Below are 21,910 nucleotides of genomic sequence, written 5' to 3'. Positions count from 1 at the left end.
GTCACTCCCCTTGTGTCAGCGGCTTGTGCAAAACCCCGTATACCACCTGATAGGTGGCCGGCAGGCCTTGCGGCTGGCGAAACTGCTCATAAGCCCGCAACAGCCCCTGCATCCGTGCCCGCCCGGTCAGTCCGGTGGGTCGACCGGGGTTGAGATTGTGCGCGCCGAGTGCTTTCAATTCATGGGTCAGACTGCGCACATCAGGGTAGTGCAAGACATGCGGTTGTGCATGCAGCCCCAGAACCTCAAGGCCGCTCTCACCGCACAGGCGCTGATAATCCTCGAGCCGGCGGAAGCGGTTGACATGCACCAGCCCATCCACCGCCTCCCAACTTGCCCGCAGCTCATGCAGGGTGCCAACGCACAGGCTGGAGAAGGCCAGCACGCCACCCGGCTGCAACACGCGCCGCGCCTCGCTCAGCACGGCGCGAAAGTCCGCGCACCACTGCACCGCCAGGCTGGAGAACATCAGCTCCGCGCAGCTATCCCGCAGCGGCAGCCGCTCGGCATCCCCGGCCACATGAAAGTGCGCGCCACGCGCCTCGCGGGCATGGCGCAGCATACCTTCGGCGATATCGACAGCGACACCCAGCCCCTGTGGATAACGTACCTGCAACTGACGGCTGAAATGACCGGTGCCGCTGCCCAGATCAATCCAGCAACGCGGCTGCAGATCCTTCGGCAGCAGCCCTTGCAAGTGACCGCCTACCGCGCGCTGCAATTCGGCGACGCTGTCGTAGCTGGCGGCGGCGCGGGAAAACGACGCGGCCACCTGGCGCTTGTCGGGCAAGGCGCCGGGCAACCCCGGCAGGGATAGATCAGTCATCGCCGCTCTCGTGCAGGAAGGTCTTGATGGCCGCGGCCAGGTCTTGCGGGTATTCGAGGATGAAGGCGTGGGAAGCCTCTTCCACCAGCCCCACTTCCACATCCGGCAACAAGTCACTGAGGGCCCGGGCGGCCTTGGCCGGCACCAGTTCATCAGCACCGGCAAACAGATGCAGTTGCGGTCCGCCGTAGGCTTGCAGGGCCGCGCGGGTGTCCAGTCGGCCGAGGATTTCCAGGCCATTCACCAGCAGCACGGGATCGGTGTCCGGCACGCCGACTTCCAATTGGCGCAGAACACTTTTCTGTTCCTGCGCGCCCTTGCTGCAGAGCGATTTGAAGCGCTTGAGGGTGACGGAGGTGTGGCCCCGACAACCGTCGACAAACGCCTCGAAGGTGTCCGCCGCCATGCCGTCCGGCCAGTCGGGACGAGCGACGAAACTGAGGTTGCTGGCCAGGGTCAGCAGCCCGCAGCAGCGGTCGCCGCGCCGCGCCGCCAACTCGGCGGCGAGCATCCCGCCCAGCGACCAGCCGCCCAGCCAAGTGTCCTTGGGCAAGCGCCGGTCAAGCTCGTCGAGCCAGACGTTCGGGTCATCGCTGACCCGTTCCGGCAACGTCGCCAGTTCGACCCGAAGGCCGGCATCCTGCGCCCGCAGACTGGCCGCCAGCGGCTCCAGCGCGGCACTGCCCAGGCCCCAGCCCGGCAGCAGAATCAGATGGTTACGCATCGACAGGCTCCAACAGCGGATAGCACTCGGCCAATGCATTCAACAATAGCTGCACCTGGGCCGGGCTGTGCGCGGCGGTCAGGGTCACGCGCAGGCGGGCGCTGCCGGCGGGCACGGTGGGCGGGCGAATCGCGGTCACCAAAAGGCCGCGCTCGCGCAGCATCCGCGACAGCGCCATGGCGCGTCCGGCATCGCCGATCAGGATCGGCTGGATCGGCGTGAAGCTGTCCATCAGTTGCAGGCCAATCTGCTCGGCGCCGCCGCGGAACTGGGCGATCAGCGCCGCCAGATGTTCGCGCCGCCAGTATTCGTCGCGCAGCAGGCTGAGGCTTTTCAGCGTGGCGCAGGCCAGCGCCGGTGGCTGGCTGGTGGTGTAGATGTACGGGCGGGCGAACTGGATCAGGCACTCGATCAGTTCTTCGCTGCCGGCAACGAACGCACCCGCCGTACCAAACGCCTTGCCCAGCGTGCCGACCAGTACTGGCAGTTCTTCCAGGCTCAGGCCGAAGTGCTCGGCCACCCCGCCGCCCTTGCGACCCAGGGTGCCGAAGCCGTGGGCGTCGTCCACCATCAACCAGGCGCCCTTGTCACGGCTGCGGTTGACCAGTTCCGGCAGGTCGGCGATATCGCCGTCCATGCTGAACACGCCATCGGTGACCACCAGGGTATTGCCTTCGGCTTTATCGAGGCGGTTGTCGAGGCTGTCGCCGTCGTTGTGCAAATAGCGGTTGAAGCGCGCGCCACTGAGCAACCCGGCGTCGAGCAGCGAAGCGTGGTTGAGGCGGTCTTGCAGGACCGTATCGCCCTGCCCCACCAGCGCGGTGATCGCGCCGAGGTTGGCCATGTAGCCGGTGGTGAACAGCAGCGCCCGCGGGCGCCCGGTGAACTCGGCCAGGGCCTCTTCCAGTTCATGGTGCGGCGTGCTGTGACCGACCACCAAGTGCGAGGCGCCACCGCCCACGCCCCAGCGCTCGGCGCCGGCACGCCAGGCGGCGATAACGTCGGGGTGGTTGGCCAGGCCGAGGTAGTCATTGCTGCAGAAGGCCAGCAGCGGCTGGCCATCCACCACCACCTGCGGCCCCTGCGGGCTTTGCAGCAGCGGGCGCTGACGATACAGGTCAGCGGCGCGCCGCTGTTCGAGGCGCGCACGGAGATCGAAGCTCATGGCTGCCTCAGGCCGACGCGGCGTTGTAGAACAGCTCGCTGCTCTTCTGCTCGATCAGTGCCTGCTCGATGGCGGCCTGATGCACTTCGTCGGCGTGCTCTTCGCGGGCTTCGGGCTTGATGCCCAGGCGTGCGAAAAGCTGCATGTCCTTGTCGGCCTGTGGGTTGGCGGTGGTCAGCAGTTTCTCGCCGTAGAAGATCGAGTTGGCCCCGGCCATGAACGCCAGCGCCTGCATCTGCTCGTTCATCGCTTCGCGCCCGGCGGACAGCCGGACATGGGACTGCGGCATGAGAATACGGGCGACCGCCAGCATGCGGATGAAGTCGAACGGATCGACCTCCTCGGCGTTTTCCAGCGGCGTGCCGGCGACTTTCACCAGCATGTTGATCGGCACCGATTCCGGGTGCTCCGGCAGGTTGGCCAACTGGATCAGCAGGCCGGCGCGGTCGTCCAGCGACTCGCCCATGCCAAGGATCCCGCCCGAGCAGATCTTCATCCCGGCGTCACGCACATAGGCCAGTGTCTGCAAGCGCTCGCTGTAGGTGCGGGTGGTGATGATGCTGCCGTAGAACTCCGGCGAGGTGTCGAGGTTGTGGTTGTAGTAATCCAGGCCAGCATCGGCCAGGGCGACGGTCTGCTCCTGGTCGAGCTTGCCCAGGGTCATGCAGGTTTCCAGGCCCAGGGCCTTGACCCCTTTGACCATCTGCAGGACGTAGGGCATGTCCTTGGCCGACGGGTGCTTCCACGCCGCGCCCATGCAGAAACGGGTGGAGCCGATGGCTTTGGCTCGGGCGGCCTCTTCCAGCACCTTTTGCACTTCCATCAGCTTCTGTTTTTCCAGCCCGGTGTTGTAGTGACCGGACTGCGGACAATATTTGCAATCTTCCGGGCAGGCGCCGGTCTTGATCGACAACAACGTCGAGACCTGGACGCGATTGGGGTCGAAATGTGCCCGATGCACCATTTGCGCCTGGAACAGCAGGTCATTGAACGGCTGTTGGAACAGGGCTTTGACTTCGGCCAGGGACCAGTCGTGACGAAGCGTTGCAGTTGCGCTGGCGCTCATGGGCGTTTCCTTGTTTAGGCTTGTACTGGCGCCGGAACAGGAATGCCCCGCCAGCGCATCACGGATAGCCCGCATAGTTAAGGAAGCCTTATGCGCTGTCAACCACACAAAGAACCACCGGTTTACATCTGTACAAATAACAACCAGACCTGCTTATTGTGTGATGAAGCGTCCGAGCAGCCGCACCCGATTTGCGTGCCCTGTGAAAGCGAGCTGCCCTGGCTCGATGAACACTGCCGGATCTGCGCCCTGCCGCTGCCGATGCGCGGTCTGCTCTGCGGCCAGTGCGCGCGCCGGCGTCCGGCGTTCCGGCAGGTCGAAGCGCCCTGGCATTACGGCTTTCCCGTGGATGCGCTGATCACCCGCTTCAAGCACCAGCGCCAATGGCCGCTGGGCCGGCTGCTGGCGCAGATGCTCGGCAACTGGCTCGGCCATCGCTTCGACGAAGGCCTGCCGCGCCCGGACCTGCTGTTGCCGGTACCCATGGCAACCCGGCGCCTGCGCCAACGCGGCTACAACCAGGCGCAGATGCTCGCCGAGTGGATCAGTGCGCAACTGAAGATTCCCTGCAATTCACAACTGCTGGACCGATTGCGAGACACCCCGGCGCAACAGGACCTGAACGCCCGCGCACGCAAGCGCAACCTCAACGGCGCCTTCGCCCTCGCGACCGCGGAGGGCATCCAGGGCCGCCATCTGGCGCTGGTCGATGACGTCCTGACCACCGGCGCAACAGCCCAGGCACTGGCGCGCCTGCTGCGCGATGCCGGGGCGCAACGGGTCGATGTCTACTGCCTGGCGCGCACCCCGCGACCCGGCGACGCTTGACTTGCAGCAGGCAGGCGGGCACTTTCCTGCCGATCATCGTCATCTTTCGTACCCATCCTATGCCCTTGCCCGCGCCCCTGACCCAGCACATCGTCCGCCGTCCGCAACGTATCGGCCTGTTGCAGCACATTGACGAGCAAGGCTCGATCACCCGTGCCGCAAAAGCCGCCGGCATGAGCTACAAGGCCGCGTGGGACGCCATCGACGAACTGAACAACCTCGCCGCCCGACCGCTGGTGGAACGCAGCACCGGTGGCCGCGGCGGCGGCGGCGCCCGCCTGTCGGATGAAGGACGCCGGGTGCTGCGCCTGTACCAACGCCTGCAGATCCTGCAGGCGCAGATCCTCGAAGAAGCCGAGGACAGCAGCGACCTCGACCTGCTCGGCCGCCTGATGCTGCGCACCAGCGCGCGCAACCAGTTGCATGGCCGGGTCAGCGCGATCCATCCGCAAGGGCGCAACGACACCATCGAACTGACCCTCGCCGGCGGTCTGCGCATCGAAGCGCAGATCACCCACGACAGCACCCATCGCCTGGAGTTGGAGATCGGCACCGCGGTGGTCGCCCTGATCAAGGCCGGCTGGCTGGAACTGGCCCCCCTCGACGAACCGGTGCCCGAAGGCAGCAACAGCCTGAACGCGGAAATCGAAGAATTGCTCGACGATCCACAGGGCCCCAGCGAGCTGCGCCTGACGTTGAGCAGCGGGCAGATTCTCTGTGCGTTCGCCGAGCCGGAGTGGCTGCGGACCCACGGTCTTGGCGTCGGAAACGTCGTACAGGTTCGCTTCCTTCCGACCTACGTTCTTCTCGGAACACCGGTCTAAAATTCGCCATATAAATGTCATAACGGCTGATTAAGGTGACTGCCTAAACCGCAGGAAGCCTGTCATGAACCTATTAGAAGAAAACCAACTGACCGACCTCGAACAGATGGTCGGTCTCAGCCGTCGCCGCTTCATCGGCGCCGGTGCCTTGTGTGGTGCGGCGCTGTTTCTCGGTGGCAACCTCCTCAGCCGCAGCGTGCTGGCCGATAGCGTCAGCGCCGCCAGCAGCACCCTGCTCGGCTTCGCCGGCATTCCCGCGTCGACCGCCGATGGGATCAGCCTGCCGCCGGGCTACAAGGCCTCGGTGCTGATCAGTTGGGGCCAGCCGCTGAGCGCCAAGGCGCCAGCCTTCGACCCGTCCGGCAAGGGCACGGCCAAGGCCCAGGAAATCCAGTTCGGCGACAACAACGACGGCATGAGCCTGTTCCCCTTCCCGGGCGATGAACACCGGGCGCTGATGGCGATCAACAACGAATACACCAACTACCGCTACCTGTTCGACCACGGTGGCCAGCCGGCCAGCGCCGAGGACGTGCACAAGGCCCAGGCCGCCGAAGGCGTGTCGGTGATCGAAGTGCGGCGCAAGGACGGCCAGTGGCAGTTCGTCGAGGACTCGCCCTACAACCGCCGCATCCACGGCAACACGCCAATCCGCCTGAGCGGCCCGGCCGCCGGTGACGCCTGGCTGCGCACCGCCGCCGACAACAGCGCGACCAAGGTCCTCGGCACCTTCCAGAACTGCGCCAACGGCAAGACGCCGTGGGGCACCTACCTGACCTGCGAAGAAAACTTCACCGACTGCTTCGGCAGCAGCGATCCACAACAGGCGTTCGATGCCGCGCAAAAACGCTACGGCGCCTCGGTGACCGGCAAGGAAGTCGGCTGGCATCAGCACGACCCGCGCTTCGACCTGGCGAAGAACCCCAACGAACTGAACCGCCACGGCTGGGTGGTGGAAATCGACCCGTTCGATCCGAAGTCCACGCCGGTCAAGCGCACCGCCCTCGGCCGCTTCAAGCACGAAAACGCCGCCCTCGGCGAAACCCGCGATGGCCGCGCGGTGGTGTACATGGGCGACGACGAGCGGGGCGAGTTCATCTACAAGTTCATCAGCCGCGACCGCATCGACCACAAAAACCCCACCGCCAACCGCAACCTGCTCGACCACGGCACCTTGTATGTGGCGCGCTTCGATGAAGGCGACGGCAATCCCGGGCACCCGAAAGGCAAGGGCCAGTGGCTGGAACTGAGCCATGGCAAGAACGGCCTCAACGCCGCCGCCGGCTTCGCCAGCCAGGCGCAAGTGTTGATCCACGCGCGCCTGGCCGCCAGCCTGCTCAAAGCCACGCGCATGGACCGTCCCGAGTGGATCGTGGTCAGCCCCAAGGACGGCCAGGTCTATTGCACCCTGACCAACAACGTCAAACGTGGCGAAGAAGGCCAACCGGTGGGCGGACCCAACCCACGCGAGAAGAACGTCTACGGCCAGATCCTGCGCTGGCGCGAAACGACTGACGACCACGCCTCGATGACATTCGACTGGGACCTGTTCGTGGTCGCCGGCAACCCCGAGGTGCATCCGGGTGCGGCCAAGGGCGGCTCGACCAACGTCACCGCGCAGAACATGTTCAACAGCCCTGACGGCCTGGGTTTCGATGCGGATGGCCGGCTGTGGATCCTCACGGATGGCGACTACAGCAACGCCGGAGATTTCGCCGGCATGGGCAACAACCAGATGCTCTGCGCCGACCCGGCGACTGGCGAAATCCGTCGCTTCATGGTCGGGCCGGTGGCGTGTGAAGTGACCGGTATCGCCTTCGCGCCGGACCAGAAGACCCTGTTCGTCGGCATCCAGCACCCGGGTGAAACCGGCGGCTCGACCTTCCCCGAGCACTTGCCGAACGGCAAGCCTCGCTCGTCGGTGATGGCGATTGTGCGCGAGGATGGCGGGGTGATCGGCGCCTGATCCCGTCACAAAAAAATCCTCTGTAGGAGCGAGCTTGCTCGCGAAGGGCCACCAGGCGGCCTCGGAGCCGCTAATGCCGCCCTTCGCGAGCAAGCTCGCTCCTACAAGGTTTGCGCCCTGAGTTACCATGCCGAATCGATGCGGCCGCTCACCTGCCGCACAGCCGGAGTCGCGCATGTCTCATCCCTTCAATACCCTCACTCCCGATCTGGTCCTGGATGCCATCGAAAGCCAGGACCTGCTCAGCGACGCGCGGGTGCTGGCTCTCAATAGCTACGAGAACCGCGTCTATCAGGTCGGCATCGAAGACGCCGAGCCGGTGATCGCCAAGTTCTACCGGCCTGACCGCTGGACCGACGCCGCGATTCTTGAAGAACATGCCTTCACCGCCGAACTGGCCGATTGCGAAGTGCCGGTCGTCGCGCCGCTGGCGCACAACGGCAAGACCCTGTTCGAGCACGCCGGTTTCCGCTTCGCGCTGTTCCCGCGCCGCGGTGGCCGCGCGCCGGAGCCGGGCAACCTGGATCAGCTCTACCGCCTTGGCCAATTGCTTGGCCGCCTGCACGCGGTGGGCGCCACCCGTCCATTCGCCCACCGGGAACACCTTGCGGTGGATAACTTCGGCCACGCCTCGCTGGCCACCCTGCTCGACGGCGGGTTCGTGCCGAAGAGTCTGCTGCCGGCCTTCGAATCCGTGGCGCGCGACCTGCTCAAGCGCATCGAGGCCATCTACGCCCGCACTCCGCACAAGCTCACTCGCCTGCACGGCGACTGCCACCCCGGCAACATGATGTGCCGGGACGACGTATTCCATATCGTCGACCTCGATGACTGCCGCATGGGCCCTGCCGTGCAGGACCTGTGGATGATGCTGGCCGGCAACCGCGAAGAACGCCTGGGCCAGTTGGCCGAGCTGATGGACGGCTACAACGAATTCCACGACTTCGACCCGCGTGAGCTGGCCCTGATCGAACCCCTGCGCGGCCTGCGCCTATTGCACTACAGCGCCTGGCTGGCACGGCGCTGGGACGACCCGGCGTTCCCGCGCAGCTTCCCCTGGTTCGGCCAGGAGCGTTACTGGGGCGACCAGATTCTCGCCCTGCGCGAACAGTGCGCGGCGCTGGACGAAGCGCCGCTGAAATTGTTCTAAATGTGTCTGGCGCTCTGTCTACAATGGCGGCGTATTTAGCTAGCTAAGCAAGGAACCTGCATGACTGCCGCAAACCCGCGCCGCGGGTACATCCTGGGCCTTACCGCCTACATCATCTGGGGCCTGTTCCCGCTCTACTTCAAAGCGCTGCAGAGCGTTCCGTCGCTGGAAATCATCGTCCACCGGGCGCTCTGGTCGGCGCTGTTCGGCTCCTTGCTGCTGTTGGTCTGGAAGCATCCTGGCTGGTGGCGCGAGCTGCGCGAGAACCCGCGTCGCCTGGCGGTGCTGGCGGTCAGCGGCGTGTTGATCGCGGCCAACTGGCTGACCTACGTCTGGTCGGTGAACAACGGGCGCATGCTCGAAGCCAGCCTCGGTTACTACATCAACCCGCTGGTGAACGTGCTGTTGGGGATGCTGTTGCTCGGCGAGCGACTGCGGCGCCTGCAATGGGTCGCGGTGGGCCTGGCGGCGCTGGGCGTGGCGCAGCAGGTCTGGCAGGTGGGCAGCTTGCCCTGGGTGTCGCTGGTGCTCGCGCTGACCTTCGGCTTCTACGGGCTGATCCGCAAACAGGCGCCGGTCGCCGCCCTGCCCGGCCTGGTCGTGGAAACCTGGATGCTGGTGCCGCTGGCGCTCGGCTGGCTGCTGCTGCACCCGGACGCACACAGCGCCCAACCGGCGTTCTACATGAGCAGCGAAGCGCTGTGGCTGATGGCAGCCGGCCCGGTGACGCTGGTCCCGCTGGTGTGCTTCAACGCCGCCGCGCGGCACCTGCCGTACACCACGCTGGGCTTCCTGCAATACCTCGCGCCAACCCTGGTGTTGCTGCAGGCCGTGCTGTTGTTCGATGAACATTTGTCCAGCAGCACGCTGGTGGCGTTCATGTTTATCTGGGCCGGTCTGGCGCTCTACAGCGTCGATGCCTGGATGAGTTTGCGTCGCCGCGCCTGATCAAAAAACGTACAAACCTCCGGAGGCCACGCCGTTCGTGGCCTCCAGCAACCTCTCCCAAGGTTATCCACACCCTCATCCCCGTGCTTTGTGCACAAGCCCCTGAATTCTGGTGATTTTTTGCTCAAACGCCGGAAAGCCACGGCCCGTGTGGCCTGGCGCCGTGACTCCCCAGCTTATCCACAGGCGGGTCCCCGATAAAACGGGATAAGTGAAACAGCAGGGAATTGGGGATAACTACTCTTCCGGGCGCAGTTCCAGGTCCACCATCAGGTCGTCGGCCAGCGCTTCGAGGCGAGACTGCAAGTCATCCAGCGACAGGGTCAGCGGCACGGCAAGCAGTGCATCGGCGTGGAACAGGGGTTCACTGCTCATCGGCGCCGGACGCACATCGGTGTTCAGGCGTTCCACATTGACGCCCTGCTCGGCCAATAGTCGGGTAATGTCGCGGACGATGCCGGGGCGGTCATTACCCACCAGACTCATGGCAATGGGTTTCCAGGTGCAGGACGGTTCGATACCGCTTTCCGCGATCAGCACGCGAATGCCGCGCTCACCCAACGCCTGCAAGGCGTCCACCAGTTCTTCGTGGGATTCGGCCGGCACGGCCACCCGCAGGATCCCGGCGAACTGCCCGGCCATCCGTGACATGCGGCTTTCCAGCCAATTGCCATTATGCTCGGCGATGCATTGAGCGATACGCTCCACTTGGCCGGCCTTGTCGGCGGCGATGACAGTGAGTACAAGATGATTCACGCGGACGACCTCTGCTGGAAAACCCGTGGAAACGCCCATGGCAACGGCGCGCCGAGAAAGTATAGGCAAGGCGCGGCAACCTGCCGCAGGCCTTTCGAAAATCAAATCGTGTACTGTTTTAAGATTTATCTGGAACAATCCACACAAATTTTGCGAACATACGCTTTCCCAGCGTGACCCCATGCGACCAAACGGTCGCAGAACGACGTATTTAGTCTAATTTTCACAAGCGCAGCGCATCATGTAGTATGCCGCGGCGCGGACTACAAAACGTTCCGATCCGATGTCTGCCAAGCGCCTGTGAAAATGCGCAACCGCCCGCCAGCCCGTCTGGAAGGCCGCACCCAGTCGCCCGCAAGGGCATGCCCTGGTGCCGTGTTTAGAGAAGCGCGTAAGGCATAAATAGAAAAGCGTAATAGCTGAGCAGAGTGAGGCAAGCAATGACTGAACACGTTCAAGTCGGTGGCCTTCAGGTCGCCAAAGTCCTGTTCGACTTCGTGAATAACGAAGCCATTCCCGGAACCGGCGTCAGCGCCGAGAAGTTCTGGGCAGGTGCGGAAAAGATCATCCACGACCTCGCTCCAAAGAACAAAGCCCTGCTGAGCAAACGCGACACCCTGCAAGCGCAGATCGATGCCTGGCACCAGGCGCGCAAAGGCCAGGCCCACGACGCCGTGGCTTACAAAGCATTCCTTCAGGAAATTGGTTATCTGCTGCCAGAAGCATCGGATTTCCAGCTCTCCACCCAGAACGTGGACGACGAAATCGCCCGCATGGCCGGCCCGCAGCTGGTCGTCCCAGTGATGAACGCCCGCTTCGCCCTGAACGCCTCCAACGCTCGCTGGGGCTCGCTGTATGACGCGCTCTACGGCACCGACGTGATCAGCGAAGCCGATGGCGCGGAAAAAGGCAAAGGGTACAACAAGGTTCGCGGCGACAAGGTTATCGCCTTCGCCCGCGCCTTCCTCGACGAGTCCGCGCCACTGGCTGCCGGCTCCCATGTCGACGCCACCCGCTACAGCATCGACGGCGGCAAGCTGATCGTCGCCCTCAAAGGCGGCAGCAACAGCGGCCTGCGTGACGACGCGCAACTGATCGGCTTCCAGGGCCAGGCCTCCGAGCCTACCGGCATCCTGCTCAAGCACAACGGCCTGCACTTCGAGATCCAGATCGATCCAACCACCCCGGTCGGCCAGACCGACGCCGCCGGCGTGAAAGACGTCCTGGTCGAAGCCGCACTGACCACCATCATGGACTGCGAAGACTCCGTGGCCGCCGTCGATGCCGACGACAAGGTCGTGGTCTACCGCAACTGGCTCGGCCTGATGAAGGGCGACCTGGCGGAAAGCGTGAGCAAGGGCGGCCAGACCTTCACCCGCACCATGAACCCGGACCGCGAATACACCGCGCCCAATGGCGGCACCGTCACCCTGCACGGTCGTTCGCTGCTGTTCGTGCGTAACGTCGGCCACCTGATGACCATCGACGCGATCCTCGACAAGGACGGTAACGAAGTGCCGGAAGGCATCCTCGACGGCCTGGTCACCAACCTCGCGGCGATCCATAACCTCAACGGCAGCGCCACCCGCAAGAACAGCCGTACCGGTTCGGTCTACATCGTCAAACCGAAGATGCACGGCCCGGAAGAAGCGGCGTTCACCAACGAGCTGTTCGGCCGCATCGAAGACATGCTGGGCCTGCCGCACAACACCCTGAAAGTCGGGATCATGGACGAGGAGCGCCGCACCACGGTCAACCTCAAGGCCTGTATCAAGGCTGCCAGTGAGCGCGTGGTGTTCATCAACACCGGCTTCCTCGACCGTACCGGTGACGAAATCCACACTTCGATGGAAGCCGGTGCCATGGTACGCAAGGGCGCCATGAAGACGCAGAAGTGGATCGGCGCCTACGAAAACTCCAACGTCGACATCGGCCTGGCTGCTGGCCTTCAAGGTCGCGCACAGATCGGTAAAGGCATGTGGGCCATGCCGGACCTGATGGCCGACATGCTGGAACAGAAGATCGCTCACCCGCTGGCCGGTGCCAACACCGCCTGGGTCCCGTCGCCGACCGCCGCCGCGCTGCACGTGCTGCACTACCACAAGGTCGACGTGTTCGCCCGTCAGGCTGAACTGGCTAAGCGCGCCCCGGCTTCGGTCGATGACATCCTGACCATCCCGCTGGCGCCGGACACCAACTGGTCCGCCGACGAAATCCGCAACGAGCTGGACAACAACGCCCAGGGCATCCTCGGCTACGTGGTTCGCTGGATCGACCAGGGCGTGGGTTGCTCGAAAGTGCCGGACATCAACGATGTCGGCCTGATGGAAGACCGCGCCACCCTGCGTATCTCCGCCCAACTGCTGGCCAACTGGCTGCGTCATGGCGTGGTGAGCGAAGAGCAGGTGCTGGAAAGCCTGAAGCGCATGGCGCCGGTGGTGGACAAGCAGAACGCCAACGACCCGCTGTACCGCCCGCTGGCGCCAGACTTCGACAACAACATCGCCTTCCAGGCGGCGGTCGAGCTGGTCGTCGAAGGCACCAAGCAGCCGAACGGCTACACCGAGCCGGTGCTGCATCGTCGTCGTCGTGAGTACAAGGCGCGTAACGGTCTCTGATCGCAGGCGCTGAATGTGGGGCTGCTGTGCAGCCTGATCGCGAGCAAGCTCGCTCCTACAGGTTCGTGTTGATCATGAAACATTGTAGGCGCGAGCCGGACCGTCGCGATTGGGCCGCAAAGCGGCCCCCGTTCATTCCTGAATCCCCAACTCCCGCCGCACCAACTCCATCAGCTTGTCCACATCGATCGGCTTGAGCAGAAAATCCACCACGCTCAAATGCATCGCCGTGATCGCGTCCTGTACGTCGGCATCGCCGGAAATGATGATGATCGGCAGTTGCGCCCACTCCGATTCGCGCACCTTGCGAATCAGCTCCAGGCCATCGAACGGCCCCATCCGCAAATCCGTGATCAACAAGCCAATGCGCCGGTCGCTCGCGATGACCAGCAGTGCATCGTCAGCAGCGGTCAACGTTACACACTCGATACCGTGGAACTCGAGGATCTCGGCCAGCAGCGCGCGGGCGTCTTCGTCGTCATCGACGATCAGCACTTTCTGCGGGCTGGCTGGGGGCGCCGTAAGCTCCGCCAGCGCCGCACGTTCGGCGTCGCTCAGTAAATCATCGTGATCGGGCATGGATGTCTCATCGTCGGTGACCTGCAGAATGTCCCGTAAATCAAGTTCAGACCGCATTCGGAGTGCTTGCAACCTGTATTTCGTCCGGCACCCCTCCCTTAGACTTACGTCCAATGGGCACCGGGTAGCCCGCAGCCGACCATGAAGGCAATAACAACAAAACGGTTTCCCTGGACGAAACCCTGGAACGGTCACGCCGATGAGCAAAATGGACGCTTTCACCCAAGCCGGGAAAACTGCAGTGATGCAGAACATCCAGGGCACCATGCAGTTCCTGCAACGCTTCCCGCCGTTCAATCAGATGGAAAACGCCCATCTGGCCTATCTGGTCGAGCAGTGCCAACTGCGGTTCTACGCGGCCGGCGACAGCATCATCAAGCCCGCTGACGGCCCGGTCGAGCACTTTTATATCGTCAAACAGGGTCGCGTAGTCGGCGAACGCACCCATGTGGTCAAGGGCGACACTGAAACCACCTTCGAAATCGCCCGCGGCGAATGCTTCCCGCTGGCCGCCCTGCTGGGCGAGCGCGCCACCCGCACCGAGCACGTGGCCGGCGAAGACACGTTCTGCCTGCAACTGAACAAAGCGGCGTTTATCCGCCTGTTCGCCCTTTCCGAAGTGTTCCGCGATTTCGCTCTGCGCGGGGTCAGCAGCCTGCTCGACCAGGTCAACCAGCAGGTCCAGCGCCGCGCGGTGGAAACCCTCGGCAACCAGTATTCGCTGAACACCCGCCTCGGCGAACTCGCCATGCGCCACCCGGTGGCCTGTACGCCGCAGACCAGCCTGCGCGAAGCCGTGCGGCTGATGGATGAAACCCAGGTCGGCAGCATCGTGATCATCGATGACGAACGCTTCCCGGTGGGCATCTTCACCCTGCGCGACCTGCGTCAGGTGGTGGCCCGGGCCGAGACCGACTTCGACTCGGCGGTGTCCGGTCACATGACCGCCTCGCCGTTCTACCTCACGCCCCAGGCCAGCGCCTTCGACGCCGCCATCGCCATGACCGAGCGGCATATCGCCCACGTCTGCCTGGTGGAAGACCGGCGCCTGTGCGGCGTGGTGTCCGAGCGCGATCTGTTTTCCCTGCAACGGGTCGATCTGGTCCATCTGGCCCGCACCATCCGCAGCGCGCCGCGCCTGGAAAGCCTGGTGGCGATGCGCGGCGAAATCGGCCAGCTTGTGGAACGCATGCTGGCCCACGGCGCGTCCTCGACGCAGATCACCCACATCATCACCCTGCTCAACGACCACACCGTGTGCCGGGTGATCGAACTGGCGATCGAGGAAAAGGGCGACCCGGGCGTGCCGTTCACCTGGCTCTGCTTCGGCAGCGAGGGCCGCCGCGAACAGACGCTGCACACCGACCAGGACAACGGCATCATCTTCGACGCCCGCGATGCGGCCGAAGCCGCCGAGATTCGCGGGCGCCTGCTGCCGCTGGCGCAACACATCAACCAGGGCCTGGCGCAGTGCGGTTTCAGCCTGTGCAAGGGCAACATCATGGCCGGCAATCCCGAGCTGTGCCTGTCGCGGGCCGAATGGGCGCGGCGCTTCGCCGCCTTTATCCGCGAGGCGACCCCGGAAAACCTGCTGGCTTCGAGCATCTATTTCGACCTGCGGGTGGTCTGGGGCAACGACGACAGTTGCGAACAACTGCGCCAGAGCGTCCTCGACCAGGTCGCCGACAATCGCCTGTTCCAACGCATGATGGCGGACAACGCGCTGCGCCAGAAACCGCCGGTGGGGCGCTTCCGCGAGTTCGTCCTGACCCGCAGCGGCAACGACAAGGCCGCCACCCTCGACCTCAAGGTCCAGGGCCTGACGCCGTTCGTCGACGGCGCGCGTCTGCTGGCCCTGGCCAACGGCATCAGCGCCAACAACACCCTTGAGCGGCTGCGCCAACTGGTGGCAAAGGAAGTCATCGACCCGCTGGACGGCGGCGCCTTCGAAGAGGCTTACCACTTCATCCAGCAGACCCGCATGCAGCAGCACCAGTTGCAGACCCGGCAGAACCTGCCGTACTCCAACCGCGTCGACCCGGACAGCCTCAACGATCTGGACCGGCGCATCCTGCGTGAATCGCTGCGTCAGGCCCAACGCCTGCAAAGCAGCCTGGCCCTGCGTTACCAACTGTGAGTTTTCAGCTATGAGCCTGTTTGCCTGGCTGCGTCCCAGCCAACCCACCCTCCACGACGTGCAGCGCCAGCGCCTGGCCGGGCTGGGCACGCCGCCGGTGCTGGGCGAAGCGCCGCTGGGCAAGCAGCGCTGGGTGGTGCTGGATCTGGAAACCAGCGGCCTGAACGTCAACCGCGATCAGGTGTTGTCCATCGGTGCCGTGGTGATCGAGGACGGCGCAATCGATTTCAGCCAGCAGTTCGAACGCACCCTGCACCGCCACGACCACAAGCTCGCGCCCAGCGTGCTGATCCACGGCCTGGCGCCCAGCGCCATCGCCGCCGGCTGCGACCCGGTGGAAGCGCTGCTGGACCTGATGGACTTCATCGGCGACAGCCCGCTGCTGGCCTTCCACGCCGGTTTCGACCAGCGCATGCTCAGCCGCGCGCTCAAGGACAGCCTCGGCTACAAGCTCGTGCACCCGTTCATGGACGTGGCGGAACTGGCGCCGCTGCTCAACCCGGATGTGGTGATGCGCGACGCCGGCCTGGACGACTGGGTGGCGCACTTCAAACTGCTGGTCGAGGAACGTCACAACGCCAGCGCCGACGCCCAGGTCACTGCGGAGCTGGCGCTGATCCTCTTTAGCCAGGCGCGGCGCCAGCAACTGGACAGCCCGAAGCTGCTGGAGCAACGCCTCCAGGCCTGGCGGCGCAAACGCCAGCAAAGCCACGGCCTGTAATCGCCCCTCCCCGAAAGCGCTGAATCCGATGAGCGTTAATTGCACAGCGCCACCGGCTCTGACACAATCGCGAATAATTCTCGTTAGTTAACACTTTCTTTTTCCGGGGAACGCCTTGTCGTCCGTGCCTAGCCCTCACAACGAGCTGGTCGGTGCGCTGTACCGCGACCACCGCAGCTGGCTGCTCGCCTGGTTGCGCCGCAACCTTGCCAGCGCCGAGCGCGCCGAAGACCTGAGCCAGGACACCTTCGTGCGCCTGCTCGGTCGCGACGAGTTGCCGACTCCGCGCCAGCCGCGGGCGTTCCTCATGGCCGTGGCCAAGGGCCTGCTGTTCGACCATTTCCGCCGCACGGCGCTGGAGCAGGCGTATCTGGAAGAGCTGCTGGTGGTGCCCGAGGCCGAACAACCGTCCCCCGAAGCGCTGCTGCTGATCCTCGAAGACCTCAAGGCCATCGACCGCCTGCTCGGCAAGCTGTCGAGCAAGGCCCGCGCGGCGTTCCTGTACAACCGCCTGGACGGCATGACGCACGCCGAGATCGCCGCCAAACTCGGCGTCTCCGTGCCGCGGGTGCGCCAGTACCTCGCCCAAGGCATGCGCCAGTGCTACATCGCGCTGTACGGCGAGCCAACATGAGCGCGCTGAACGCCCGACCGGTTTCCGCCGGTGTGCTCGATGCCGCCATCGCCTGGCAACTGTGCCTGGATGCCGGCAGCGGCAACGCCCAGGAACGCGCCGACTTCGAGCGCTGGCATGCCGCCAGCGAAGAACACGCCCGCGCCTGGCTGCAACTGGGCATGCTCGACCAGCGTTTCGCCGCCGCCGCGGGCCCGGCGCGCAAAGCCCTGATGCAATCCCGTGTGAGCCTGCGCCAGCGCGTGCGCAAGCTCGGCGGCGGGCTCGCCAGCCTGTTGCTGGTGGGCGGCCTGCTCAGTTGGGTCAACGCCCACCAGACTTTGGGTTACTGGCTGGCCGACCAGCGCACCGCCACCGGCGAACAGCGCAGCCTGCGCTTGGACGACGGCACGCTGATCAGCCTGAACACCCATTCGGCGGTGGACATCCGCTTCACCGAGAACGAACGCCTGATCGTGCTGCACGACGGCGAGATTTCCATCGAGACCGGGCACAAGGCCAACGACCTCCGTCCGTTCGTCGTCGCCACCGATGATGGCCGCATGCGGGCGTTGGGCACGCGCTTCCTGGTGCGTCTGGAAGGCGATGGCACGCGCCTGAGCGTGTTGCAGTCGGCCGTGGCCGCCAAGCCGCAGGACAGCGGCGACGAGCAGATCGTGCATGAAGGCCAGGAAGTGTTGATGAGCCACGACCAATTGGGTCGCATCAACACCCTCAAGCCCGGCGCCGACGCCTGGACCCGCGGCATGCTGGTGGTGGACAACGTGCGGCTGGGCGACCTGCTGGGCGAACTGGGGCGTTATCGCGCCGGTTACCTGGGCGTTGCGCCCGAAGTCGCCGATTTGCGCATCACCGGCAGCTTCCCGCTGCATGACACCGACCTGGCGCTGAAATCGCTGTTGCCGACCCTGCCGGTGCAGGTGCAGCAGCGGACGCCGTGGTGGGTGACGGTGATGGCGCGCGGCGACAAATAACCACTTCTGAGCTGATCGCTGACGTGTCGGCGATCAGGTCGCTGCCCCAGCGAAATCTAAATCGAAAATATTTTCATCCAGCCCTATCACTTTTCAATTCTCGCTCGGCAAGGAGGCTAGTTAGCACATATCCCGTCGAGGACCCGCATGACCCGCTCAATCGAAAGCTTCCTGCGTCCAAGTCTGCTGGCCGTGGCCATTGCCATCGCCGCACCGTTGGCCAGCACCCCGCTGATCGCCGCCGAACAGGCCGGCAACCTGCGCAGCTACAACCTGCCGGCCGCGCCGCTGGCCACCACCCTGAACCAGATCGCCAGCCAGGCCGGCATTGCCCTGACCCTGGACCCGGCGCTGGCCAGCGGGCGCACCTCGGCCCCGGTCAAAGGCCAGTACGACGCCGTCGGCGCCCTGCAACAGGCCCTGCGCGGCAGCGGCCTGCAACTGCAACAGAGCAGTGCCGGGACTTACAGCCTGGTGGCCGTGGAAGAAAACGCCATCGCCCTGCCCAACACCGATATCAATGCCAAGGTCGCCGCCGCTGACGGCAGCGCCGCCGCCGGCTATCGCGCAGAAACCGTCAAGAACGTCGGTGCCCTCGGCGCCATGAAGCTGCAAGACACGCCCTACTCCATGAGCGTGGTGTCACAGGAATTCCTCAAGAACACCCAGACCACCAGCCTCGACGACGTGTTCAAGCGCAACCCCGCCACCCAGCTCTACGGGCCACGCGCCGCCGGTTATGCCAGCGCCGTCGCGATCCGCGGCTTCAGCGGCTCCGGCAACATGAACATCGCCAACGACGGCCTGCGCTTCAGCAACGGCGCCGATGCCGGCAACTTCATCGAAGACACCGAGCAACTGGAAATCATCACCGGCCTGACCGGCTTCCTGTATGGCCCGGGCACGCCCGGCGGCCTGGTCAACTACGTGCTCAAGCGCCCGACCTACGAGCGCTACAACAGCGTCACCCTCGGCAACGCCGGCGGCGAAAACTACTACCTGCATGGCGACTTCGGCGGCAAGATCGACGACGCCGGCGTGTTCGCCTACCGCCTGAATGTGCTGGCGCAGGACGGCGAGACCGCCATCGATCTGCAGAAGCACCGCCGCGAAATGATCAGCGCGGCACTGGACTGGAACGTCAACGACGACCTGCAGATCCAGTTCGACGCCTCCCACCGCCGCAACCAGGTGCATGGGCTGAGCAGCTACTGGTATGTCGCGCCGGGTATCGAGCGGCCTGATGCTTCGTCGCTGAAAAACGACAAGCTGTACAGCCAGAAATGGTCGTTCTCCGACAACGAAACCGACAAGGCCGGCGTGCGCGCCAACTGGCGCCTGAACGACACCTTCACCGTGCGTGCGGCCTTCGCGGCCCAGCAGTACACCGATGAGTTCACCTACACCGGTCCGACGCTGACCAGCGCCACCACCTACAGCCAGCCGCTGTACGCGTTCGCGCCGATCGAAACCGAAGAAAAATCCGGCTCGCTGTTCCTCGATGCCGCCTTCGCCACCGGCCCGCTGGACCACAAGCTGACCGTGGGCTACCAGGGCAACACCACCCGGGTTAAACAGTACGAGGACCACATCCCGTCTCTGGATTTGCAGTACCAGTCTCCGGTGGGCACCCTGCCGATCAGCGAGCGGCCGCAAGTGACCAAGCCCGGCTGGTCCATCGGTCATGGCGACCAGCGCCTGGCCAACAGCGCGGAAACCAATAACTTCCTGCTCGGCGACATCATCACCTTCAACGAGCAGTGGTCGACCATCCTTGGCGTGACCCAGACCCAGATCAAGAGCTACACCAACGAGTTCGTCTACGCCAAGGCCTTCGGCACGCCGGAGACCGAAACCAAGTACAACAAGAGCAAGACTTCGCCAAACATCTCGCTTATCTACAAGCCAGTGCCCTGGCTGACCACCTACGCCACCTACATCGAAGGCCTGCAGGCCGGCGGCGTAGCGCCAAGCGATGCGATCAACGCCGGTCAGGCGCTGGCGCCGCAGATCAGCGAACAGTATGAAATCGGCGCGAAGGCGACCGTGGGCGACACCCTGCTCACCCTGGCCTTCTTCAACATCGACAAGCCGAACAACTACAAGAACAGCGCCGGGCTCTACACCCAGGACGGCCGCCAGGAAAACAACGGCATGGAGTTCAGCGTGACCGGCAAAGTGCTGCCTGAGCTGACCGTGGTCGGTGGTATCACCCTGCTGGATCCGCAGGTCAAGAAGACCGCCATCACCGCCAACGAAGGCAACGCTCCGACCAACGTCGCCAAGCAACTGGCCAAGGTCTACGCCGAGTACGACGTGGATGCAGTGCCAGGCCTGGCGCTGACCGGTGGCGCCTACTACACCGGCAAGCAATACGCCGACGAAGCCAACCACGTGAGCCTGCCGTCGTTCACCACCTTCGACGCGGGTGCGCGCTACAAGACCCATGTGGCGGAAAACGATGTGACCTTCCGCGTCAACGTCGCCAACCTGGCGAACAAGGAATATTGGCTGAACAGCTTCTACCTGGGTGATCCACGGACTGTGCAGTTCTCGGCTCAGTTGGAGTTCTAAGCTCCCATCGCGACGGTTCGGCGCCCCGACAAGCTCGCTCCTACAGGTGATCGCATCTCCCTGTAGGAGCGAGCTTGTCGGGGCGCCGAACCGTCACGATTATCTGCAAAACAGGCGCAGACCTGTCCCGCTTTCTACCGACGGTTAGCCAACCCCATGCAAGCCAAAACCATCCGCCGCTGGTCCGCGATCCACACCTGGACCAGCCTCATCAGCACCCTGTTCCTGCTGCTACTGGCAGTCACCGGCCTGCCGCTGATCTTCCACCATGAAATCGACCACCTGCTGGGCGACGCACCCGAGCTGAAGGTGATGCCCGCCGACACCCCGAAACTGGACCTCGCGCAGCTTGTGCTCAAGGCCGAGGCCCATCGTCCGGGCGAGGTGATGCAGTACTTCGGCTGGGACGAAGACGACAGCAACGGCGTGGTGGCGATCATGGCCGCCACCGCCGGCACCGAGCCCAACTCATCACACACCTTCATGCTCGACGCGCGCACCGGCGAAGTCGTGGAAATGCCCTCGGCCAACGGCGGTTTCATGATGACCATGCTGCGCCTGCACGTGGACATGTTCGCCGGCTTGCCGGGCAAGCTGCTGCTGGCGTTCATGGGCGTGCTGTTCGTCGTCGCGATCATTTCCGGCGTGGTGCTCTATGCGCCGTTCATGCGCCGGCTGGACTTCGCCACGGTGCGCCACGAAAAATCGCGGCGGCTGCGCTGGCTCGACCTGCACAACCTGATCGGCATCGTCACCCTGACCTGGGCGCTGGTGGTCGGCGTCACCGGGGTAATCAGCGCGCTGTCAGACTTGGTGATCGCCGCCTGGCGCAACGACAGCCTGACGGCAATGGTCGCGCCGTACCGTGATGCACCGCCGCTGACCGAGCTGGCGCCGGTCAGCCGGGTGCTGGATATCGCCGCCGACGCTGCGCCGGGCATGACGCCGGACTTCATCGCCTTCCCCGGCACACGCTTCTCCAGTGAGCACCACTACGCGGTGTTCATGAAGGGCAGCAGCCACCTGACCGCCCATCTGTTGACACCGGTACTGATCGACGCCAGCACCCTGGCGGTCACCGCCGTGGGCGAGCGGCCGTGGTACATGGACGCCATGGGCCTGTCGCAGCCGCTGCACTTTGGCGACTACGGCGGCCGGCCGATGCAGATTCTGTGGGCGGCGCTGGATGTGCTGACCATCATCGTGCTGGGTAGCGGGCTGTATCTCTGGTGGGTGCGCCGGCGCTCGGTCGCGGAGGGGGCGCGATGAACATGAAGGTGTTTGGCATGCCGCTGTTGATCGGGGTGCTCGGGGCGGCGGGGTTGTTTGCGGCGCTGCTTGGGGATGGTTGGTGGGATGCGCTGGCGTGGGTTGGGTTGGGGTTGCCGGTCTGGTATGGGTTCAGGGGGTTTTTCAGGTA

At 64.6% G+C, this 21,910-nt stretch carries 18 protein-coding genes; 12 read left to right on the top strand and 6 right to left on the bottom strand.

Features of this window, described 5'->3' with window-relative positions; translation table 11 throughout:
* Position 1: 1 nt before the first annotated feature.
* The 4 genes from bioC to bioB are packed head-to-tail and all read right to left on the bottom strand — an operon-like array spanning position 2 to position 3,781.
* Positions 2–826 (bottom strand): malonyl-ACP O-methyltransferase BioC, encoded by an 825-nt coding sequence (gene bioC, locus NTD88_RS05150; protein ID WP_262153404.1) that lies wholly within the window; start codon positions 824–826, stop codon positions 2–4.
* Entirely contained in the window at positions 819–1,550 is a 732-nt protein-coding gene (locus tag NTD88_RS05145; protein ID WP_095156190.1) for an alpha/beta fold hydrolase, read from the bottom strand. The genes bioC and NTD88_RS05145 overlap by 8 nt, the downstream gene beginning before the upstream one ends.
* Entirely contained in the window at positions 1,543–2,715 is a 1,173-nt protein-coding gene (bioF, locus tag NTD88_RS05140) for an 8-amino-7-oxononanoate synthase (protein ID WP_262153405.1), read from the bottom strand. The genes NTD88_RS05145 and bioF overlap by 8 nt, the downstream gene beginning before the upstream one ends.
* A gap of 7 nt (positions 2,716–2,722) precedes the next feature.
* Entirely contained in the window at positions 2,723–3,781 is a 1,059-nt protein-coding gene (gene bioB, locus NTD88_RS05135; RefSeq protein WP_262129605.1) for a biotin synthase BioB, read from the bottom strand.
* Positions 3,782–3,871: 90 nt separating this feature from the next.
* On the opposite strand from bioB, the gene NTD88_RS05130 reads away from it, so the two are divergent.
* From NTD88_RS05130 to rarD, 5 genes are all read left to right on the top strand, one after another.
* Complete coding sequence (locus NTD88_RS05130) at positions 3,872–4,609, top strand: ComF family protein (RefSeq protein WP_262153406.1); 738 nt, start codon at positions 3,872–3,874, stop codon at positions 4,607–4,609.
* A 59-nt stretch (positions 4,610–4,668) separates the two neighbouring features.
* Complete coding sequence (locus NTD88_RS05125; RefSeq protein WP_262153407.1) at positions 4,669–5,433, top strand: TOBE domain-containing protein; 765 nt, start codon at positions 4,669–4,671, stop codon at positions 5,431–5,433.
* Between the two features lie 64 nt (positions 5,434–5,497).
* The gene (locus NTD88_RS05120) at positions 5,498–7,399 is read left to right on the top strand and encodes a PhoX family protein (RefSeq protein ID WP_262153408.1); all 1,902 of its coding nucleotides are present in this window, start codon (positions 5,498–5,500) and stop codon (positions 7,397–7,399) included.
* A gap of 175 nt (positions 7,400–7,574) precedes the next feature.
* Positions 7,575–8,549 (top strand): serine/threonine protein kinase, encoded by a 975-nt coding sequence (locus NTD88_RS05115; protein ID WP_095156195.1) that lies wholly within the window; start codon positions 7,575–7,577, stop codon positions 8,547–8,549.
* A 60-nt stretch (positions 8,550–8,609) separates the two neighbouring features.
* The gene (rarD, locus tag NTD88_RS05110) at positions 8,610–9,497 is read left to right on the top strand and encodes an EamA family transporter RarD (RefSeq protein ID WP_262129282.1); all 888 of its coding nucleotides are present in this window, start codon (positions 8,610–8,612) and stop codon (positions 9,495–9,497) included.
* A gap of 237 nt (positions 9,498–9,734) precedes the next feature.
* On the opposite strand, the gene NTD88_RS05105 is transcribed toward rarD, so the two are convergent.
* Positions 9,735–10,253: a glycine cleavage system protein R gene (locus NTD88_RS05105; RefSeq protein ID WP_262129281.1), complete on the bottom strand. Its 519-nt coding sequence runs from the start codon at positions 10,251–10,253 to the stop codon at positions 9,735–9,737.
* A gap of 440 nt (positions 10,254–10,693) precedes the next feature.
* On the opposite strand from NTD88_RS05105, the gene NTD88_RS05100 reads away from it, so the two are divergent.
* Positions 10,694–12,871 carry a malate synthase G gene (locus NTD88_RS05100; protein ID WP_262153409.1) on the top strand — a complete coding sequence of 726 codons (2,178 nt, stop codon included), beginning with the start codon at positions 10,694–10,696 and terminating at the stop codon, positions 12,869–12,871.
* A 132-nt stretch (positions 12,872–13,003) separates the two neighbouring features.
* Here NTD88_RS05100 and NTD88_RS05095 read toward each other — a convergent pair whose 3' ends face one another.
* Entirely contained in the window at positions 13,004–13,450 is a 447-nt protein-coding gene (locus NTD88_RS05095; protein ID WP_095156199.1) for a response regulator, read from the bottom strand.
* Between the two features lie 199 nt (positions 13,451–13,649).
* On the opposite strand from NTD88_RS05095, the gene NTD88_RS05090 reads away from it, so the two are divergent.
* The 6 genes from NTD88_RS05090 to NTD88_RS05065 all read left to right on the top strand — a co-directional run bounded on the left by NTD88_RS05090 (position 13,650) and on the right by NTD88_RS05065 (position 21,759).
* Complete coding sequence (locus tag NTD88_RS05090) at positions 13,650–15,587, top strand: DUF294 nucleotidyltransferase-like domain-containing protein (protein ID WP_262153410.1); 1,938 nt, start codon at positions 13,650–13,652, stop codon at positions 15,585–15,587.
* A 10-nt stretch (positions 15,588–15,597) separates the two neighbouring features.
* Positions 15,598–16,308 (top strand): PolC-type DNA polymerase III, encoded by a 711-nt coding sequence (locus NTD88_RS05085; protein ID WP_262153411.1) that lies wholly within the window; start codon positions 15,598–15,600, stop codon positions 16,306–16,308.
* Between the two features lie 115 nt (positions 16,309–16,423).
* Positions 16,424–16,942 carry an RNA polymerase sigma factor gene (locus NTD88_RS05080; RefSeq protein ID WP_262153412.1) on the top strand — a complete coding sequence of 173 codons (519 nt, stop codon included), beginning with the start codon at positions 16,424–16,426 and terminating at the stop codon, positions 16,940–16,942.
* The gene (locus NTD88_RS05075; RefSeq protein ID WP_262129276.1) at positions 16,939–17,916 is read left to right on the top strand and encodes a FecR domain-containing protein; all 978 of its coding nucleotides are present in this window, start codon (positions 16,939–16,941) and stop codon (positions 17,914–17,916) included. The genes NTD88_RS05080 and NTD88_RS05075 overlap by 4 nt, the downstream gene beginning before the upstream one ends.
* A 147-nt stretch (positions 17,917–18,063) precedes the next feature.
* Positions 18,064–20,490 (top strand): TonB-dependent receptor, encoded by a 2,427-nt coding sequence (locus tag NTD88_RS05070; protein WP_262153413.1) that lies wholly within the window; start codon positions 18,064–18,066, stop codon positions 20,488–20,490.
* 156 nt (positions 20,491–20,646) lie between these two features.
* The gene (locus tag NTD88_RS05065; protein WP_262191711.1) at positions 20,647–21,759 is read left to right on the top strand and encodes a PepSY-associated TM helix domain-containing protein; all 1,113 of its coding nucleotides are present in this window, start codon (positions 20,647–20,649) and stop codon (positions 21,757–21,759) included.
* Positions 21,760–21,910: the final 151 nt, after the last annotated feature.

The organism is Pseudomonas sp. 20P_3.2_Bac5 (assembly GCF_025466035.1).
Lineage (GTDB): Bacteria > Pseudomonadota > Gammaproteobacteria > Pseudomonadales > Pseudomonadaceae > Aquipseudomonas.
This window is presented reverse-complemented; position numbering and strand designations above follow the sequence as displayed.

Bases quoted from the DNA above. Each gene is read 5' to 3' on its own strand.
- bioC (WP_262153404.1), bottom strand. From the start codon at position 826: ATGACTGATCTATCCCTGCCGGGGTTGCCCGGCGCCTTGCCCGACAAG.
- NTD88_RS05145 (WP_095156190.1), bottom strand. From the start codon at position 1,550: ATGCGTAACCATCTGATTCTGCTGCCGGGCTGGGGCCTGGGCAGTGCC.
- bioF (WP_262153405.1), bottom strand. From the start codon at position 2,715: ATGAGCTTCGATCTCCGTGCGCGCCTCGAACAGCGGCGCGCCGCTGAC.
- bioB (WP_262129605.1), bottom strand. From the start codon at position 3,781: ATGAGCGCCAGCGCAACTGCAACGCTTCGTCACGACTGGTCCCTGGCC.
- NTD88_RS05130 (WP_262153406.1), top strand. From the start codon at position 3,872: ATGCGCTGTCAACCACACAAAGAACCACCGGTTTACATCTGTACAAAT.
- NTD88_RS05125 (WP_262153407.1), top strand. From the start codon at position 4,669: ATGCCCTTGCCCGCGCCCCTGACCCAGCACATCGTCCGCCGTCCGCAA.
- NTD88_RS05120 (WP_262153408.1), top strand. From the start codon at position 5,498: ATGAACCTATTAGAAGAAAACCAACTGACCGACCTCGAACAGATGGTC.
- NTD88_RS05115 (WP_095156195.1), top strand. From the start codon at position 7,575: ATGTCTCATCCCTTCAATACCCTCACTCCCGATCTGGTCCTGGATGCC.
- rarD (WP_262129282.1), top strand. From the start codon at position 8,610: ATGACTGCCGCAAACCCGCGCCGCGGGTACATCCTGGGCCTTACCGCC.
- NTD88_RS05100 (WP_262153409.1), top strand. From the start codon at position 10,694: ATGACTGAACACGTTCAAGTCGGTGGCCTTCAGGTCGCCAAAGTCCTG.
- NTD88_RS05095 (WP_095156199.1), bottom strand. From the start codon at position 13,450: ATGCCCGATCACGATGATTTACTGAGCGACGCCGAACGTGCGGCGCTG.
- NTD88_RS05090 (WP_262153410.1), top strand. From the start codon at position 13,650: ATGAGCAAAATGGACGCTTTCACCCAAGCCGGGAAAACTGCAGTGATG.
- NTD88_RS05085 (WP_262153411.1), top strand. From the start codon at position 15,598: ATGAGCCTGTTTGCCTGGCTGCGTCCCAGCCAACCCACCCTCCACGAC.
- NTD88_RS05075 (WP_262129276.1), top strand. From the start codon at position 16,939: ATGAGCGCGCTGAACGCCCGACCGGTTTCCGCCGGTGTGCTCGATGCC.
- NTD88_RS05070 (WP_262153413.1), top strand. From the start codon at position 18,064: ATGACCCGCTCAATCGAAAGCTTCCTGCGTCCAAGTCTGCTGGCCGTG.
- NTD88_RS05065 (WP_262191711.1), top strand. From the start codon at position 20,647: ATGCAAGCCAAAACCATCCGCCGCTGGTCCGCGATCCACACCTGGACC.